The organism is Streptomyces sp. NPDC088785, assembly GCF_044750685.1.
GTDB lineage: Bacteria > Actinomycetota > Actinomycetes > Streptomycetales > Streptomycetaceae > Streptomyces.
Window position 1 is genome coordinate 72,432 of record NZ_JBIVKH010000008.1, and the last position, 17,104, is coordinate 89,535.

Consider the following 17,104-nt stretch of genomic DNA (forward strand, 5'->3'; position numbering starts at 1 on the left):
TGCTCCTAGGCGGACTTGGGGGTGGCGGCGGGGCGGTGGCGGAACAGCAGGCGCTGGAGTCCGGACAGGGCGAGGTCGAGGACGACGGCGACGACCGCGACGAGCACGGCGCCGCCGAGGACCTGGACGAGGTCGCGCTGGGCGAGCCCGTCGAAGACGTAGCGGCCGAGCCCGCCGAAGGAGACGTACGCGGCGATGGTGGCGGTCGCCACGACCTGGATCAGGGCGAGCCGGAGCCCGGTCATGATCAGCGGCAGCGCGAGCGGCAGTTCGACCTGGAACAGCACCTGGTGGCCGCGCATGCCCTGGCCGCGCGCGGCGTCCCGGACCTCCGGGTCGACGGCGGTCATGCCCGCGTAGGTGTTGGTCACGATGGACGGCACGGCGAGCGCGACGAGGGCGATGTAGACGGGCCACATCGACAGTCCGCTGGCCAGGAAGACCAGCACGACGAGTCCGACGGTGGGCAGGGCGCGGCCGAAGGAGGAGAGGTTGATCGCGACGAACGCGCCGCGGCCGGTGTGCCCGATCAGCAGGCCGACGGGCAGGGCGATCGCGGCGGCGACGAGGGTGGCGATCAGCGAATACTGGAGGTGCTCGGCGAGCCGGTGCGCGATGCCGTCGGGGCCGGTCCACTGCTCGCCGCTGACGAGCCAGGACCCGAGGTTCTTGAACAGTTCGTACATGGCGGTCAGCCCTTCCGGGTCCGGGTCCAGGGCGTGAGCAGCCGCTGCACGGCGACCAGGAGCGCGTCGGCGACGAGCGCGAGCAGCAGCGTGAGCACGACGCCGACGATCACCGGGGTCGGGAAGTTGCGCTGGAACCCGTCGGTGAAGAGCTGGCCGAGGCCGCCGTCGCCGATGTACGTCGCCACGGAGACGAGCGAGATGGACATGACGGTGGCGATGCGGACGCCCGCCATGATGACGGGCAGCGCGAGCGGCAGCTCGACCGTGAGCAGGATGCGCATCGGCCGGGTGCCCATGGCCCTGGCGGCCTCCCGCGTCTTCTGCGGCACGGAGTCCAGGCCCTCGACGGTGTTCCGCAGCAGCACGACCAGGGTGTAGATCGTCAGGCCGATGACGGTGGTGGTGCGGGTCAGCCCGGAGACCGGGAGCAGCAGCACGAACACGGCGATCGAGGGGATCGTGAACAGCACGTTCGACAGCCCGAGCAGGAAGCCGCGCAGGGGGCGGACCCGGTGGGCGACGACGGCGAGCGGCAGGGAGATCAGCAGGCCCAGCAGGACGGCGCCGAGAGCCGCCTGGAGGTGGGAGAGGGTGAGGCTGGTGAGGTCCGAGCCGTGCTCGGATATCCAGGTCCAGTCGATCGTCATGTGGCATCGGCCTCCGCCGCGTCGTGCCCCTCGGGGCCGGTCGGCCGGGACGGGCCGCCCGCCAGGGCCCGCGCGTGCGCGGCACCGGCCCGGGCGTGGATGTCGTCCCGCGACGTGACCCCGGTGAGCACCCCGTCGGCGTCCACCCGGACCACCAGGCCCGGCGGGGAGGCCACGGCCTCGTTCAGCGCCGACAGCAGCGAGTCCGTGTCGCGCAGCGCCCGTACGGGGGTCTCGGCGCCGGTCGCCCGGTCGCGCCAGGCCAGTGGCCTGCGGGCCGCGTCGAGCGTCAGCTCCCAGGGGCCGCCGTCCGGCGCCGTCCCCTGCGCCACCCCGGCCAGGTCGGTGAGCGACAGCAGCTTCAGCCCGCGCTCGGCGCCCAGGAAGTCCGCGACGAAGCCGTCGGCGGGGCGGGCCAGCAGCTCGGCGGGCGTGGCGCACTGCACCAGGTGTCCGCCCTCGCGGAAGACGGCTATCCGGTCGCCGAGCCGCACGGCCTCGTCGATGTCGTGGGTGACGAACACGATGGTCTTGCTCAGCTCCTGCTGGAGCCGGAGCAGCTCGTCCTGGAGCTGGGTGCGCACGACGGGGTCGACGGCGCCGAACGGCTCGTCCATGAGCAGCACCGGCGGGTCGGCGGCGAGCGCGCGGGCCACGCCGACACGCTGCTGCTGGCCGCCGGAGAGCTGGTGCGGGTAGCGCCTGCCCAGCTCGGCGGCGAGGCCGACCCGCTCCAGGAGCTCGGCGGCGACGGCCCGGGCCTTCCTGCGGCCCCAGCCGAGCAGCAGCGGCACGGTGGCGACGTTGTCGAGGACGGTGCGGTGCGGGAAGAGGCCGGACTGCTGGATGACGTATCCGATGGAGCGGCGCAGCTCGGCGGCGTCCTGGTCGAGGACGTCGCGGCCGCCGACCCGGATCGTGCCGGAGGTGGGCTCGACCATGCGGTTGATCATCCGGAGGCTGGTCGTCTTGCCGCACCCCGAGGACCCGACGAAGACGGTGACACCCCCCTCCGGCATGTCGAGGGAGAGGTCGTGCACCGCGGTCGTGCCGTTCGGGAACCTCTTGTGGACCGCTTCGAACTGAATCATGGAGCGCCTCTGGAGTCCTCTTGCCCGTCCTGCATATCGTCATGCAGAGTTCTTGGTGCGTGAATAGATTGTCAATGGCCTGGTGTGAATCGCTGGTAAATCACCGCCGAATCACCCTAGATCGACCGAACTGTGAGACGCAGACGGCTACTTGAGGAGGAAAAGCCCGATATGCCCCCGAAGTCCTCCCCCGCGACGTCCGGCCCCCTGTCCGTCGCCCGCCCGGTCGTCGTCCTCGACGGCCACGGCCTGCCCGTCGCCGACGTGGTCCGCCTCGCACACTCCGAGGCCCGACCGGTGCCCGGGACGGACGCCATGAAACGGGTCGAGGAGTCCTGGCACGCGGCGCGCGAGATCGCCGCGTGGGGCCGCGTCTACGGCCGCTCCACCGGTGTCGGCGCCAACCGCAGCGAGGACGTGCCCACCGAGGCCGCCGCCGACCACGGCCTGCGGCTGCTGCGCAGCCACGCGGGCGCGATCGGCGACGAGCTGCCCGAGCGCGAGGTCCGGGCGATGCTCGCGGTCCGGGCGAACCAGCTGCTGGCGGGCGGCGCCGGCCTGCGCCCCACGGTCGTCACGGCGCTGTGCGAGGCGCTGGAGAACGGCGCGCACCCCGTCGTCAACGAACACGGCTCGGTCGGCACCGGCGACATCGCCCCGCTCGCCCAGATGGGCCTGGCGCTGGCGGGCGAGCACCCCTGGCGCGGCAAGGGCACCCCGCCCGAGCCGCAGCCCCTCGACAACAACGACGCCCTGGCACTGATCTCCTCCAACGCCCTCACCCTCGGCCAGGCCGCGCTCGCCCTGCACGAACTGCGCGCCCTGCTGACCGCGACGCGGCTGGTGGCGGCGCTGAGCCTGATGGCGGTCGACGGCTCCTACGAGGCGTACGCGCTGCCGGTGCACGAGGCCCGCCACCACCGGGGCAGCTACGACGTCGCGGCGGCCATGCGCGCGATCCTCGGCGCCGACGAGCGGCCCACCCCGCCGCTGGGCCGCATCCAGGACCCGTACGGCTTCCGCTGCGTGCCGCAGATCCACGGCCCGGCGCACGACGCGGCCGACGCCCTCGAGGACGTGCTCACCGTCGAGATCAACGCGGCGGCGGAGAACCCGCTCATCTCCCCCGCGGACATGGCGGCCTACCACCACGGCGGCTTCTACATGGCCCAACTGGCGCTCGCCCTGGACCACTTCAGGCTGGCCATGACCCAGGTGGCCCGGCTGTCGACGTCCCGGCTCTCCACCCTGAACGAGCCGAACTTCACCCGTCTGCGGCCCTTCCTCGCGGACGGCGAGGCGGCCGCGTCCGGCGTGATGATCCTGGAATACGCGGCCGGCGGCGCCCTCGCCGACCTGCGCGCCTTCGCGGCCCCCGCCTCGCTCGGCCACGCCGTCCTCTCCCGCGGCGTCGAGGAGCAGGCCAGCTTCGCCTCCCTCGCGGCCCGCCAGACCCTGCGCCTGTGCGCGGCCTACCGCCAGGTGGTCGGCTGCGAACTCGTCGCGGCGGTACGGGCGTTGCGGCTGCGCGACCTCCGCCTGGACCCGGACCTCCCGGTGGGCCGCGCGTTCGCCCTCGCGGACGCGGAGCTGGACCCGCAGATGGCGGACCGCCCCCTGACGCCGGACGTGGAGCGGGCCGCCGAGCTGCTCGGACAGTTCGAGGTCTAGGGAGCGCACCCTGGCGCCGCCCCGCCCCCTTGAATAAGCTCATGCATGAGGCAATCCCCGTGAATGGAGCGACGGGGAACGGACGGGGAGCCATGAGCGAGCACACCGAACAGACCACCGGCACCGGCGCGGGCGGCAGCCCCGCCGCGCGGCTCCAGCACCTCTTCGAGGGGCACCGGCTCACGCCCACCCAGCGCCGCATCGCGCACTGCATGGTGCGGCGCGCCGCCGACGTGCCGTTCCTGTCCTCCGTCGAGCTGGCCGAGCTGGCGGGGGTCAGCCAGCCCTCCGTGACCCGGTTCGCCGTCGCGCTCGGCTTCGACGGCTACCCGGCGCTGCGCAAGCACCTGCGCGAGGTCGCCCCGGCCGCCCCGGCGACACCGCCGCGCACCAACGAGTACCAGCAGGCGGTGGAGGCCGAGATCGCCAACCTGCGGCACCTCGCCGACCTGCTCGCCGACCCCGCGCCCGTCGAACGGGCCGGCCGGCTGCTCGCCGCCTCCCGCCCGCTGCCGGTCCTCGGACTGCGCGCGGCGGCCTCGCAGGCCTACGGGTTCTCGTACTTCGCGGCCAAGGTCCACCCGGACGTCCGGCTGCTCGACGAGGGCGGCACGATGCTCGCCGACCGGATCGACGCGGCGGTCCGGGCGGGCGCCACCGCGCTGCTCTGCTTCGCGCTGCCCCGCCACCCCCGCGAGGTGGTCGACGCGCTCGGGTACGCCCAGTCGGCGGGCCTGACCGTGGTCACCGTCGCCGACTCGGCGTTCGCCCCCGTCGCCCGGCACAGCGACCTCCTGCTGCCGGCCGCGGTCGGCACCGGCCTCGCCTTCGACACGGCGTGCGCGCCGATGCTGCTCGGCCGGGTGCTGCTGGAGGCGATGTGCGACGGACTGCCGCAGGCGCAGGCGCGGCTGGAGGAGTTCGACGTGCGGGCGACCGAGCGCGGCCTGTTCGTCGAGTAGACCCGGGCCCGGGGCGCCGGAAGGAGAGTTGCGCGGGGACCGCCGCACCCCCGTGTGACGGGGGGCGGGACGACGGCGGTCCCCGCGGGGGACGCGCACAGCCCGGTCAGGGCCGGGCTGCCACGTCCTGGGCGTCCTTGGAGGTCCGGGAGCCGCTCCGGAGGTCCTGACGCCGCTACGGTGCCGGCTGGGGCGGGGAGCCGCTCCCGCCCCTTCCGACATCCACCAATCTGCCGGACGCGTGTTAAGCGTGTGCTGCGGGCACGTGACACGCTCGTACCGTTTTCCCGAACCTCCCCGGCGGACCTACCGGGCGGCGTCCTTGGCCAGGAACGCGAGCAGGTCCTGACGGCTCACGACACCGGTCGGCCGGCCCTCGACCAGCACGATCGCCGCGTCCGCCGAACCGAGCACGCTCATCAGGTCCGCCACCGGCTCCCCGGAACCGACCTGCGGCAGCGGCGCCGACATGTGCTTCTCCAGCGCGTCGCCGAGCGAGGCCCGCCCGGTGAACAGCGCGTCGAGCAGCTCCCGCTCCACCACCGACCCGATGACCTCGGCCGCCATCACGTCCGGGTGCCCGGCGCCCGGCTTCACGATCGGCATCTGCGAGACGCCGTACTCCCGCAGCACGTCGATCGCCTCGCCGACCGTCTCCTCGGGGTGCATGTGGACCAGCTCCGGCAGGGCGCCGCCGGCCTTGTCCTTCATGACGTCGCCGACGCGCGCGCTGGGCCCGGCGTCCTCCAGGAAGCCGTAGTCCGCCATCCACTCGTCGTTGAAGATCTTGCTGAGGTAGCCGCGCCCGCTGTCCGGCAGCAGCACCACCACGATGTCGTCGGGGCCGAGCCGCTCCGCGACGCGCAGCGCGGCCACGACCGCCATCCCGCAGGAGCCGCCGACCAGCAGCCCCTCCTCCTTGGCGAGCCGGCGCGTCATCTGGAAGGAGTCCTTGTCGGACACCGGCACGATCTCGTCGGCGACGTCACGGTCGTACGCCGACGGCCAGAAGTCCTCGCCGACGCCCTCGACCAGGTACGGCCGCCCGGAGCCCCCGGAGTAGACCGAGCCCTCGGGGTCCGCGCCGACGACCTGGACCCGGCCCTCGCTCGCGTCCTTCAGGTAGCGGCCGGTCCCGGAGATGGTGCCGCCGGTGCCGACGCCCGCGACGAAATGGGTGATCCTGCCGTCCGTCTGCTCCCACAGCTCGGGGCCGGTCGAGTGGTAGTGGGAGAGCGGGTTGTTCGGGTTGGAGTACTGGTCGGGCTTCCAGGCGCCCGGCGTCTCGCGCACGAGGCGGTCCGAGACGTTGTAGTACGAGTCCGGGTGCTCGGGGTCCACCGCCGTGGGGCAGACCACCACCTCGGCGCCGTACGCACGCAGCACGTTGATCTTGTCGGTGGACACCTTGTCGGGGCACACGAAAATGCACTTGTACCCCTTCTGCTGGGCGACGATGGCCAGGCCGACGCCGGTGTTTCCGCTGGTCGGTTCGACGATGGTGCCGCCCGGCTCCAGCTCCCCGCTCCGCTCGGCCGCCTCGATCATGCGCAGCGCGATGCGGTCCTTCACGGAACCGCCGGGGTTGAAGTACTCGACCTTGGCCAGGACGGTCGCCTGGAGGCCTTCGGTCACCTTGTTGAGCCTCAGCAGCGGGGTGTTGCCGACGAGGCTGATCATCGAGTCGTGGATCTGCACGTTCTACTCCGGGTCTGCCGGTGGATGTCCTGCTGGATGTCCTGTTGCGGGATGCCGCCAGAGTATTGCGCGGAGCGGGCCTTCAGCTCATCCCGCGATTGGCCGACGGTGCTTACGGGGCAAGGAGTTCATGTGGCCGTGGGAAAGCGCGGCACGGACAGCGCACTGGCGGATCGCGAGAGACAGGTGGCCGCGGAACATGTCGAGCAGGGCGAGGGTGGCACGGCGGATCGCCGCGGGCGCGGCGTACGGCGGCGGCGGGATCGGGCTCCTCGGGGCAGCCGCGGTCGGGGTGGTGCTCGCGGAGGTGCAGATGGCGCGGCGCCAGGTCGGCAACCAGGGCCCCGACCCGGTCCACGTGCCGTCCGCCGACGGGCTGTACGGCCGGGCCTACGACGTCGAGCACCGCGCCCCCCTGCGGTTCGTGGTGCTCGGCGACTCCACGGCCGCCGGACAGGGCGTGCACCGGGCCCGGCAGACGCCGGGGGCGCTGCTCGCCTCGGGGCTCGCGGCGGTGGCGGAGCGCGCGGTGGAGCTGCGCAACGTGGCACTGCCCGGCGCCCAGTCCGACGACCTCGACCGGCAGGTCGCCCTGGTCCTCGGCGACCCGGAGTGGCTGCCCGACGTCTGCGTCATCATGATCGGCGCCAATGACGTGACCCACCGGATCCCGGCGACCAAGTCCGTACGGCACCTGTCGGCCGCCGTCCGGCGGCTGCGCACGGCCGGGGCCGAGGTGGTGGTCGGCACCTGTCCCGACCTGGGGTCGGTGGAGCCGGTGCAGCAGCCGCTGCGCTGGATCGCCCGGCGGGCCTCGCGGCAGCTGGCCGCGGCGCAGACCATCGGGACCGTGGAGCAGGGCGGGCGCACGGTGTCGCTGATGGACCTGCTCGGCCCGGAGTTCTCGGCGAATCCGCGCGAGCTGTTCGGGCCGGACAACTTCCATCCGTCCGCCGAGGGGTACGCCACGGCGGCGATGGCGGTGCTGCCGACGCTCTGCGCCGCGCTGGGGCTCTGGCCGGAGGAGGAGCGGCCCGACGCGACCCGCGAGGAGGGGTTCCTGCCGGTGGCGCGGGCCGCCGTGCGGGCCGCGTCCGAGGGGGGCACCGAGGTCACGGGGGCCATGCCCACCGGGCCCCGGGGGCCCTGGGCCCTCCTCAAGCGGCGGCGCCGGCGCCGCGTCCCCACCCAGGACCCGGCCCCGGTCACCTCGTAGGGCCCGGGACCGGGGACGCGCACCACCCTGAGCAAGCGCTTAGTAAAATGCGGCCGGAGTCACACGCCCGGGACGGTGACCCGCGCCATACGTACGGGTAACTTCCCAGACGGTCCCACCTGAAAAGGCCAACGAACTCCTGGAGCCGTGATGCCCGAAGCAGTGATCGTCTCAGCCGCCCGTTCCCCGATCGGCCGGGCCTTCAAGGGCTCGCTCAAGGATCTGCGCGCGGACGACCTGACCGCCACGATCATCCAGGCGGCCCTCGCCAAGGTCCCCGAGCTCGACCCGCACGACATCGACGACCTCATGCTCGGCTGCGGCCTGCCCGGCGGCGAGCAGGGCAACAACCTGGGCCGCATCGTCGCCGTCCAGATGGGCATGGACCACCTCCCGGGCTGCACCGTCACCCGGTACTGCTCCAGCTCCCTCCAGACGACCCGGATGGCGCTGCACGCGATCAAGGCGGGCGAGGGCGACGTCTTCATCTCCGCCGGCGTGGAGATGGTGTCCCGGTTCGCGAAGGGCAACTCCGACTCGCTCCCCGACACCCGCAACCCCTTCTTCGCCGAGGCGGAGGCCCGCACCGCGGCCGTCGCCCAGCAGGAGGGCACCAGCTGGCACGACCCGCGCGAGGACGGCCTGGTCCCGGACGCGTACATCGCGATGGGCCAGACCGCCGAGAACCTGGCGCGCCTGAAGGGCGTCACCCGCGAGGACATGGACCTGTTCGGCGTCCGCTCGCAGAACCGCGCCGAGGAAGCCATCAAGAACGGCTTCTGGGAGCGCGAGATCACCCCGGTGACCACCCCCGACGGCACGGTCGTCGGCAAGGACGACGGCCCGCGCGCCGGCGTCACCCTGGAGGGTGTCTCGGGCCTCAAGCCCGTCTTCCGCCCGGACGGACTGGTCACGGCCGGCAACTGCTGCCCGCTCAACGACGGCGCCGCCGCCCTCGTGATCATGTCCGACACCAAGGCCCGCGAGCTGGGCCTGACCCCGCTCGCCCGCGTGGTGTCCACCGGCGTCTCCGGCCTGTCCCCCGAGATCATGGGCCTCGGCCCGGTGGAGGCCAGCAAGCAGGCGCTGAAGCGCGCCGGGCTCGGCGTCTCCGACATCGACCTGTTCGAGATCAACGAGGCGTTCGCCGCCCAGGTCATCCCGTCCGCCCGCGACCTGGGCATCGACGAGGACAAGCTGAACGTCAACGGGGGCGCCATCGCCGTCGGCCACCCCTTCGGCATGACCGGCGCCCGCATCACCGGCACGCTGATCAACAGCCTCCAGTTCCACGACAAGCAGTTCGGCCTGGAGACCATGTGCGTCGGCGGGGGCCAGGGCATGGCGATGGTCGTCGAGCGCCTGAGCTGACCGGAAACCGGCTATCCGTTCGTGATCGAAATTCCCCCATGATGTGATCTGCGTCATGGGGGAAAGTCGTTTTCGCAGGTCAGACCGGTACCCAGGCCATATCAGGGCTAAACGCCCGGCCAAAAGACCTGTCCAATTCGTGACGTAATGCACTGACAGCAGGTTCTTACAGGCTTCAAGCTGATGTAGGAAGTCGGGGGTCGACTTGAAACCGGGAGTACGTCAGTGAGCGCCTTGCCTGCCACCCTCAGTGTCCTGCTGCTCGCCTCGGCCGCTGCCACGGCCGTCGGCGCCGTCACCCTGCACCATGTGCGGGGCCTGCGCCGGCAGCTCGCGGACCTGAGAGACGAGCTGGCGCGGGGCCGCGCGAGCGCCGCGCGGTCGGCCACCGTCCCGGCGGCCCGCACCGCGACCGACACCGACGCGATACGCGCCGCGGTCGCCGACGCGCTCGCCGAGGAGCGGGAGCGGGAGCTGGCCGAGGCGCGGGCGTTCTGGGCGGCGCAGGAGTCGCGGGACACCTCCGACCTGCCGCCGTTCCTCGCGGGCGGCACGCTCGGCGAGGAGTTCTTCCTGCCCCGGCAGGCCGACTTCGCCGGGCTGGAGCCGGTCGGCGAGCCGGTGCTCGAACCCATGCTGGAGATCGAGGACGAGTTCGCGGACGAGTCGCCCGAGCTGGCCGCCGCGCGCCGGCGGCACCCCTCGCACCCCGACTTCGTGCCGGTGCAGTCGCCCGCCGCCGACGGGATCGGGGACCACGAGCGCACCGTGGCGTGTCTGGAGGGCCTGGCGCAGGCGCGCACCGCTCTCGCCGATGTGCGGCCCGGGCCACTCGGCACGCTCGATGTCTACGTGTTCGCCGACGGGACCACGCTGTGCATGACCCCGGGCCACCGGGAGACCGCGGAGCGGCTGGCCGACGCGTTGCGGGGCGGGGATGTGCCGGTGCTGCTCGGCGGGTCCGGTGTCTCGGGCGCCTACGCCCTGACCTTCGAGTGCGGCGCCGACTCCGTCTACATCCTGGCCGACCGAGTCATAGCCTCCACCTGACCCCGCGCACCACCGCCGTGGCCGCTCGCGCAGTTCCCCGCGCCCCCAGGACCGTCGTCGGCTCCCGGCCGGTGGCCGCTTCTCGCGCAGTTCCCCGCGCCCCTGAGATGCGCACTGCGTGCGGCATCTCATCAAGGGCGGCCCACCGGGCCGTCCAGCAAGGAGAGGCGCGCGGAAGTGCGCAGCCTCAGACAAGGGACGTGCGCGGGAGTGCGCAGCCTCAGACAGGGGGAGGCGCGCGGAACGCAGCCTCAGGGCAGGGGGAGGCGCGCGGAGCGCAGCCTCAGGGCAGGGGAGGCTGCGCGCAGCGCGTGCCTCAGGGGCGCGGGGAACTGCGCGAGAAGAGGCCACCGGGCCGCAGACGAAACGCCACCCAGGAGCGGAGCTAGACGCCGGCGCGCTTCATCGCCGACTCCACCATTTCCACGGCCCGCACCAGATCCCGCTCATCCCCCAGCACCACCCCGAGATCCCGCCCCGCAACGGTGAGTTGATCAGCGGCGGCGAACATCCCGGCATCCGGCATCTCCCGCACCGCCCCCACCCCGGGCTCCTCCAGCCGCTGAGCCCACCCGGACAGCTCCCGGGCCAGGTCGAGGGCCGCCGCGGCGGCCCCCCGCTGCAACCGACTCTGCGGCGCGGCCCGCAGCCGGTCCGCGAACTGGTCCACCGCTGCGGTCAAAGGCGTCGTATCAAGCACTCGGCGACTGTAGCTGTTTACAAGGCCCCGATGCTCAGGCACGGTGACGTGAAGACCCGGCCACATCGAAGCGTTCCGGAGGCGCCGATGTCCCAAGTCTTCTCCGAGGAGACCCACCGCAATCTACTCGCCCGCATCCCCCACTGCACCGGCCGTGAAGTCGGCGACTGGCTGCGCACCGTAGAAGAAGGCCCCTGCTTCCTTCGCTTCGAAGAGAAGGTCAGCTGGCTGCGCGGGGAGCACGACCTCGCGTACGGCCACGCCAAGGCGATCGTCCACGAGTACGACCTCAGGCGCGCGGCCCGCCGGTTCGGGTAGCCGCCGCGACTCCCCGCACCGGAACGGCGAAGGGCCCGCGCACCGGGGTGCGCGGGCCCGAGAACTGCGGCGGAGCCGTCAGTCGTTGCCCTGGAGGATCGCGATGAGGCGCAGGAACTCCATGTAGATCCAGACCAGCGTCATGGTCAGACCGAACGCGGCGAGCCACGCCTCTTCCTTCGGGGCGCCGTACGCGATGCCGTCCTCGACCTGCTTGAAGTCCAGGGCCAGGAAGCACGCGCCGAGCAGCACGCCGATGATGCCGAACAGGATGCCGAGGCCACCGCTGCGGAAGCCGAGGCCGTCGCCGCCGCCGAAGACCGCGAACAGCAGGTTCACGGCCATGAGCAGGACGAAGCCCATCGCCGCGGCCATGACGAAGCCGTAGAAGCGGCGGTTGACGCGGATCCAGCCCGCCTTGTAGGCGACGAGGACCGCGACGAACACGGCCATCGTCCCGAGCACGGCCTGCATGGCCGCGCCGCTGGCGATGTAGTTGTCGACGACGCTCGACAGGACGCCCAGGAAGACACCCTCGAGAGCGGCGTACGCCAGGATGATCGGCGGCGACGCCTTGCGCTTGAAGGCCTGGACGAAGCCGAGCACCATCGCGATCAGTCCGGAGACGATGGCGATGCCGTACGACCTGCCGAGGTGGGCCTCGTCGACCGGCAGCAGCACCCAGGCGAGCACCGCGGTGACGACCAGGGTGCCGAGCGTGGTCGCGGTGCGCATGACGACGTCGTCCATCGTCATGCGGCCGGTGGTGGCCGGCGCCTGCGGCGCGCCGTACTGGACGTCCTGCTGGGCGTACGGGTTCTGCGCGTACGGGTTGCCCGCGGGGGCCTGCGCGTACGGGTTACCTTCGGCCGTGCCGACAGCGGGGCCCCCGGCCTGCGGCTGCGCGTTGAACTGCGCGTAGCCGTTGTCGCGGCTGAACCCCCGTCGCGAGAAGACCGGGTTGCTGCTCCTCATTTCACTCCTCTGTGGCCACCGTGCATGGCCTCGCCATCAAGAGTAATGCTCTGGCAAAGATACGTCCCTAATGCTCAAGGAGGATCTTTCCCGTCCTGTGACGGTGGAACGTCGCGGCGCCCCAGGGTGTTCCGTCTCACAGCGGAAACCCTGTGTAACCCTCCGCGAGATCGGTCTCGGCGGCGTGTGCGCTGGTCACGCGGTCGAGCGCGGCCCGCTGGAGCCGCTCGTCGAAGAGGGTGGCGTCGGGCGCGCGGTGCAGCATCGTCGTCAGGGCGTAGCTGAACCGCTCGGCCTGCCAGACCCGGCGCAGGCAGGTCTCGGAGTAGGCGTCGAGGGGCGCCGGGTCCCCCGTGTCGCGCAGGGCGAGCAGGGCGCGGGCGAAGGTGACGACGTCGCCGACGGCGAGGTTGAGGCCCTTGGCGCCGGTGGGCGGGACGATGTGGGCGGCGTCCCCGGCGAGGAAGAGCCGGCCGTGCCGCATCGGTTCGTGCACGTACGACCGCATGGGTGTCACGGACTTCGCGGTGACGGGTCCGCGGGCGAGCCGCCACCCCGGGTCGTCGACCTCCAGGCGGCGGTCGAGCTCGTCCCAGATCTCCGCGTCGGACCAGTCGGCGGCGTCGGTGCCCGCGGGGACCTGGAGGTAGGCGCGGGTCACGGCCGGGGAGCGCATGCTCAGCAGGGCGAAGCCGCGCTCGCCGCGGGCGTAGACCAGCTCGTCGTGGGAGGGGGCGACGTCGGCGAGGATGCCGAGCCAGGCGAACGGGTACGTGCGTTCGTACGTGGCCGAGAGCGCGGCCGGGACGGCCTTCCTGGCCACGCCCCGGAAGCCGTCGCAGCCCACGACGTAGTCGCAGTCGAGGACGTCCTCGCGGCCCGCGTGGCGGAAGCGGACGCGGGGGCGGTCCGTCGCGGCGTCCTCCACCGCCAGCGCCTGCGCCCCGAAGAGCAGGGGCCCGCCGTCGGCGAGCTGGGCCGCGATCAGGTCCTTGCAGACCTCGGTCTGCGCGTAGACCATCACCCGCCGGCCGCCGGTCAGGGCGGGGAGGTCGACGCGGTGGCGGCGCCGGTCGAAGCGGAGTTCGATGCCGTCGTGCGGCAGCCCCTCGCGGTCCATCCGGCCGCCGACCCCGGCCGCGCGCAGCACGTCGACGGTGCCCTGCTCCAGGATCCCGGCGCGCTGGCGCTGTTCCACGTACGCGCGGTCCCGGCTCTCCAGGACGACGGACCCGATCCCGGCGTTGTGCAGCAGCCTGGCCAGGAGCAGCCCCGCGGGCCCCGCTCCGACGATGCCGACGGTGGTGCGCATCCGACCCCCTCGCGTTCGCGTGGCGAACTTTTGTTCATCACGGATCGCTGCGGATCCTCGTCCGCGGGCGCGCGGGTGTCAATGGGTGACCTTCCGAACGGGCGTCGGCGACCGTCGGACGGGCGTCCGCGAGTGGCGTCGGAGGTGCCCGGAGCCGGACTTGCCTCCGTCTCGGAGCGGCGGACGGAATGCCACGGACGGAAGGGTCCGCCCCTCGGGGCGGGCCGGTGCCCGGGGTGGGGTTCGAACCCACACTCGACCGCGTTTAAGGCGGCTGCGTCTACCAGTTGCGCGACCCGGGCCGGAGCCTCGAAGGCGGGCGACGTTTCTACGCCGACGAGGTGCATTGCCACTCGTACACGGCTCTCCTGGCGTGTGACTTGAGGTCCGGTCGAGCGGCGACGGCTCGACCGTCTCACCTTCTCGCACGTCAGCGCCGTGGAAGTGCCGAAATCGGACATCCTCTGCGATCAATACGACCAAAAAGGGGAGGGCGAGCGCCGGTTCATGAGCGCGTCGGCCTCGGTGTGCACCCACGTCATGGCGGCGACGTTGAGGGACGGCATGGGGAAGTAGCGGAGCCCGCCTCGCGAGCTGGATCCCGGGCCCGGATGCGACGAGGTGGACGATCAGGTTCGGCGGGAGCGGGAGCCGGTACGACGCGGTCGAGCCGCCGCCCCCGCCCGCCGCGCTGATCTCGGGGTGCGGGTTGGGGTCGGCGGGCAGCCATCCGCGCCGACAGCAGCGTCGGTGCGGAAGTGGATCCAGCATTCGGGAGGGCACCCCAACACCGCTTCCGCCTGGACTGCTACAAGCGGAGCGAAGAGCGGACCTGGGGCATGTCACAGATCTCGATCAGGGAGTCGCCTCGCCGGGCACGTCGTCACCTCACCACGACGTTGTCCCCGGACGAGGTCGAGGGACCGGTGGTGGTGTTGCCGTAGTAGGCCCAGCGCCAGGTGCCCGTCTTGGTCGCCTTCATGGTTGTCTTGAGGGCGCCCGAGCCGTTGGCGTGCACCTTTTTCACCGTGGTGTAGGACGAGGAACCGCTGGGCTTGAACTGGAGGCTGACCAGGCGGTCTGCGTAGGTCCCGTACTTCTTGGTCTCCCAGTTGGCCCGCGTGACCTTGCCGGTCACGGTGATCGTCTTGCCCTTGACCACCGGTTCGGGTGAGGCGTTGACGGTCAGGCGGCTGTTGCGCTTCATGTAGACCGTGACGTTCGAGCCGTCGGTGTCACCGCCTCCGCCCGAGAACCGCACCTGGGCGCCTACCTTCCAGGCTCCCGCCTCGCTGTTGAGCGTGTCCCACTCGCGGGGGTCGAAGTCCAGCGACCCGGTGAAGTCGCAGACACCCGGACCCGCGTGGACGCAGTCGCTGGTCCCGACGGCGTGCCACAGCACGTTGTCCGTATTGCCCCGGTACAGGAACACCAAGGGCCACTCCCACTTGCGGGTGGTCGTCATACGGAACGAGGTGGGCGCACTGACCGCCCCCACGCCCATCACGATGGGCTTGCCGCCGTTCACCTTGATGCGGGTGAACGACACCCCACCCTCGGCCGCGCCCGCCGGGGCCGCCGCGACGGCAGCGAACACTGCCGCCGCCCCACCGGCCACTAGAGCTCTCCAGACCATCTTGCCCACTTGAACCCCGATTTCTCTGCTCACGCGTACGCCGACCTGTTCGGAAAAGACGCCGGCAGCCAATCCTCCGGCGCCTCTCCGACCGCTAGCTGTGGCGTGCAGTTGCACGGCTCGGAGTCACAATTACGCATCGGCAGCGGGAGTTGCCGTCGACCGCGGTCCAAGCGGATCCGTGGAAGTCGAGTGCGCTGGGTAGGCACCCCGGGAGAGCCGCCTTGGGGGGAAGAATCTCCGCGTCAAGGCCCTTGCTTGTCGGTGCGGTCGGCGCCGGGGCGGTACTGCCGACCGACCACGTGAGCGCCGCCGCGGAGGCGCTGCGTACTCCGAGATGGAGCACCAGGGACTCCGTGCGCCAGCGGTGCGCCGGCGCCACGGACGGGTGACGACGGCGATCGGCCTTCTCACCTGGCCAGCCGCTCTCGCGTCGGAGGTGCCCGGAACCGGACTTGAACCGGTACGCCCGCGAAGGGCAGCGAGGTTTAAGCTCGCCGTGTCTGCATTCCACCATCCGGGCAGGGTGAGCGGCTCCGCGTCGACCGTCCGAGACTATCCGGCGGCATCCCTCGAACAGCGGAACAATGGAACGATGTTGTCTTATTTTATTGACGTCTGAGGGTGCATCAGCCCACGACAGCGGCCATCCGCACTTGCCGGGGGCCCTTCCACGCGCGGGGGCGCCCACTCGGTGATTGACGGAATTTCACCTCCGCCCCACGTGCGGTGGGACGGGTTCCGCTCCGCGGGGCTCCGGGGCGGCGTCCTCGGGGTCCGGTGTCATACCTGGGGATGACTCCCGCTCCCCCGGTCCACCGGAAGTCGCCCACCGGAACGGGAACTGCGGCTGACTTCGGCGGCACGATCGGCACCGAGGATGGAACCAGACCTCGATCACCCCCCGATCGCCTCGCCGATCACCTCCCCGACGGACAGGAGCACCCTCCCGTGACCACCACCCCGCTCGCCGGCCGGACCACCACGGCGGCCGCCCGCGCCACGGATCTCTCCAAGATCTACGGACAGGGCGAGACCCAGGTGGTCGCGCTCGACCGGGTCTCCGTCGAGTTCCGGCAGGCCGAGTTCACCGCGATCATGGGCCCGTCCGGCTCCGGCAAGTCGACGCTGATGCACTGCGTCGCGGGCCTGGACACCTTCTCCTCCGGCTCCGTCCGCATCGGCGAGACCGAGCTGGGCACGCTCAAGGACAAGCAGCTCACCAAGCTGCGCCGGGACAAGATCGGCTTCATCTTCCAGGCGTTCAACCTGCTGCCGACGCTGACCGCCCTGGAGAACATCACGCTCCCCATGGACATCGCGGGCCGCAAGCCCGACCAGCAGTGGCTGGAGAACGTGATCCAGATGGTCGGCCTCTCCGGCCGCCTCGGCCACCGGCCCGCGCAGCTCTCCGGCGGCCAGCAGCAGCGCGTCGCCGTCGCCCGCGCGCTCGCCTCGCAGCCCGACATCATCTTCGGCGACGAGCCCACCGGAAACCTCGACTCGCGCTCCGGCGCCGAGGTCCTGGGCTTCCTGCGCAACTCCGTCCGGGAGCTGGGGCAGACGGTCGTCATGGTCACCCACGACCCCGTCGCGGCGGCCTACGCGGACCGCGTCGTCTTCCTCGCCGACGGCCGCATCGTCGACGAGATGCACCAGCCGACGGCCGACACGGTCCTGGACCGCATGAAGCGCTTCGACACCAAGGGCCGCACCAGCTGACCCCGGCCGCGCCGGCGTCCCCTGCCCCACCTGCCCCACCTGCCCC

15 protein-coding genes and 2 tRNA genes are annotated in these 17,104 nt (G+C 72.0%); 7 read left to right on the top strand and 10 right to left on the bottom strand.

All coding sequences use genetic code 11. From position 1 onward, the window contains the following. Window positions 1–5: 5 nt before the first annotated feature. The 3 genes from ACIP5K_RS22355 to ACIP5K_RS22365 are packed head-to-tail and all read right to left on the bottom strand — an operon-like array spanning window position 6 to window position 2,427. Entirely contained in the window at window positions 6–686 is a 681-nt protein-coding gene (locus ACIP5K_RS22355; protein ID WP_401411968.1) for an ABC transporter permease, read from the bottom strand. A 5-nt stretch (window positions 687–691) separates the two neighbouring features. Continuing rightward, the gene (locus ACIP5K_RS22360) at window positions 692–1,336 is read right to left on the bottom strand and encodes an ABC transporter permease (protein ID WP_401411970.1); all 645 of its coding nucleotides are present in this window, start codon (window positions 1,334–1,336) and stop codon (window positions 692–694) included. Then, window positions 1,333–2,427 (bottom strand): ABC transporter ATP-binding protein, encoded by a 1,095-nt coding sequence (locus ACIP5K_RS22365; protein WP_401411972.1) that lies wholly within the window; start codon window positions 2,425–2,427, stop codon window positions 1,333–1,335. Before ACIP5K_RS22365 ends, ACIP5K_RS22360 begins: the two co-directional genes overlap by 4 nt. A gap of 171 nt (window positions 2,428–2,598) precedes the next feature. Between ACIP5K_RS22365 and ACIP5K_RS22370 the strand changes: the two genes are divergently transcribed. Both ACIP5K_RS22370 and ACIP5K_RS22375 read left to right on the top strand, forming a co-directional pair. Continuing rightward, complete coding sequence (locus ACIP5K_RS22370) at window positions 2,599–4,098, top strand: aromatic amino acid ammonia-lyase (RefSeq protein WP_401411974.1); 1,500 nt, start codon at window positions 2,599–2,601, stop codon at window positions 4,096–4,098. Window positions 4,099–4,190: 92 nt separating this feature from the next. Continuing rightward, entirely contained in the window at window positions 4,191–5,060 is an 870-nt protein-coding gene (locus ACIP5K_RS22375; RefSeq protein WP_401411976.1) for a MurR/RpiR family transcriptional regulator, read from the top strand. 306 nt (window positions 5,061–5,366) lie between these two features. Here ACIP5K_RS22375 and ACIP5K_RS22380 read toward each other — a convergent pair whose 3' ends face one another. After that, a complete protein-coding gene (locus ACIP5K_RS22380) occupies window positions 5,367–6,758 on the bottom strand; it encodes a cystathionine beta-synthase (protein WP_401411977.1) in 1,392 nt (463 codons plus the stop codon). 199 nt (window positions 6,759–6,957) lie between these two features. Here ACIP5K_RS22380 and ACIP5K_RS22385 point away from each other — a divergent pair, with 199 nt between their 5' ends. From ACIP5K_RS22385 to ACIP5K_RS22395, 3 genes are all read left to right on the top strand, one after another. Beyond that, on the top strand, window positions 6,958–7,974 hold the full coding sequence (locus ACIP5K_RS22385) for an SGNH/GDSL hydrolase family protein (RefSeq protein WP_401411979.1): 1,017 nt from the start codon (window positions 6,958–6,960) through the stop codon (window positions 7,972–7,974). Between the two features lie 150 nt (window positions 7,975–8,124). After that, a complete protein-coding gene (locus ACIP5K_RS22390; protein WP_401411980.1) occupies window positions 8,125–9,345 on the top strand; it encodes an acetyl-CoA C-acetyltransferase in 1,221 nt (406 codons plus the stop codon). Between the two features lie 225 nt (window positions 9,346–9,570). Continuing rightward, window positions 9,571–10,395 (top strand): hypothetical protein, encoded by an 825-nt coding sequence (locus ACIP5K_RS22395; protein ID WP_401411982.1) that lies wholly within the window; start codon window positions 9,571–9,573, stop codon window positions 10,393–10,395. A 385-nt stretch (window positions 10,396–10,780) separates the two neighbouring features. On the opposite strand, the gene ACIP5K_RS22400 is transcribed toward ACIP5K_RS22395, so the two are convergent. Beyond that, complete coding sequence (locus ACIP5K_RS22400; protein ID WP_401411984.1) at window positions 10,781–11,095, bottom strand: hypothetical protein; 315 nt, start codon at window positions 11,093–11,095, stop codon at window positions 10,781–10,783. 87 nt (window positions 11,096–11,182) lie between these two features. On the opposite strand from ACIP5K_RS22400, the gene ACIP5K_RS22405 reads away from it, so the two are divergent. Beyond that, a complete protein-coding gene (locus ACIP5K_RS22405; protein ID WP_401411986.1) occupies window positions 11,183–11,413 on the top strand; it encodes a DUF4287 domain-containing protein in 231 nt (76 codons plus the stop codon). 78 nt (window positions 11,414–11,491) lie between these two features. On the opposite strand, the gene ACIP5K_RS22410 is transcribed toward ACIP5K_RS22405, so the two are convergent. The 5 genes from ACIP5K_RS22410 to ACIP5K_RS22430 all read right to left on the bottom strand — a co-directional run bounded on the left by ACIP5K_RS22410 (window position 11,492) and on the right by ACIP5K_RS22430 (window position 15,859). Further along, on the bottom strand, window positions 11,492–12,388 hold the full coding sequence (locus tag ACIP5K_RS22410) for a Bax inhibitor-1/YccA family protein (RefSeq protein ID WP_401411988.1): 897 nt from the start codon (window positions 12,386–12,388) through the stop codon (window positions 11,492–11,494). 136 nt (window positions 12,389–12,524) lie between these two features. Further along, window positions 12,525–13,700 (bottom strand): 4-hydroxybenzoate 3-monooxygenase, encoded by a 1,176-nt coding sequence (locus ACIP5K_RS22415; RefSeq protein ID WP_401411990.1) that lies wholly within the window; start codon window positions 13,698–13,700, stop codon window positions 12,525–12,527. Between the two features lie 228 nt (window positions 13,701–13,928). Then, window positions 13,929–14,002: transfer RNA gene (locus ACIP5K_RS22420), tRNA-Leu, on the bottom strand. A 581-nt stretch (window positions 14,003–14,583) separates the two neighbouring features. After that, a complete protein-coding gene (locus ACIP5K_RS22425; protein WP_401412283.1) occupies window positions 14,584–15,345 on the bottom strand; it encodes a hypothetical protein in 762 nt (253 codons plus the stop codon). 431 nt (window positions 15,346–15,776) lie between these two features. Continuing rightward, a tRNA-Leu gene (locus tag ACIP5K_RS22430) sits at window positions 15,777–15,859 on the bottom strand. A 428-nt stretch (window positions 15,860–16,287) separates the two neighbouring features. Here ACIP5K_RS22430 and ACIP5K_RS22435 point away from each other — a divergent pair. Further along, a complete protein-coding gene (locus ACIP5K_RS22435; RefSeq protein WP_401411991.1) occupies window positions 16,288–17,058 on the top strand; it encodes an ABC transporter ATP-binding protein in 771 nt (256 codons plus the stop codon). Window positions 17,059–17,104: the final 46 nt, after the last annotated feature.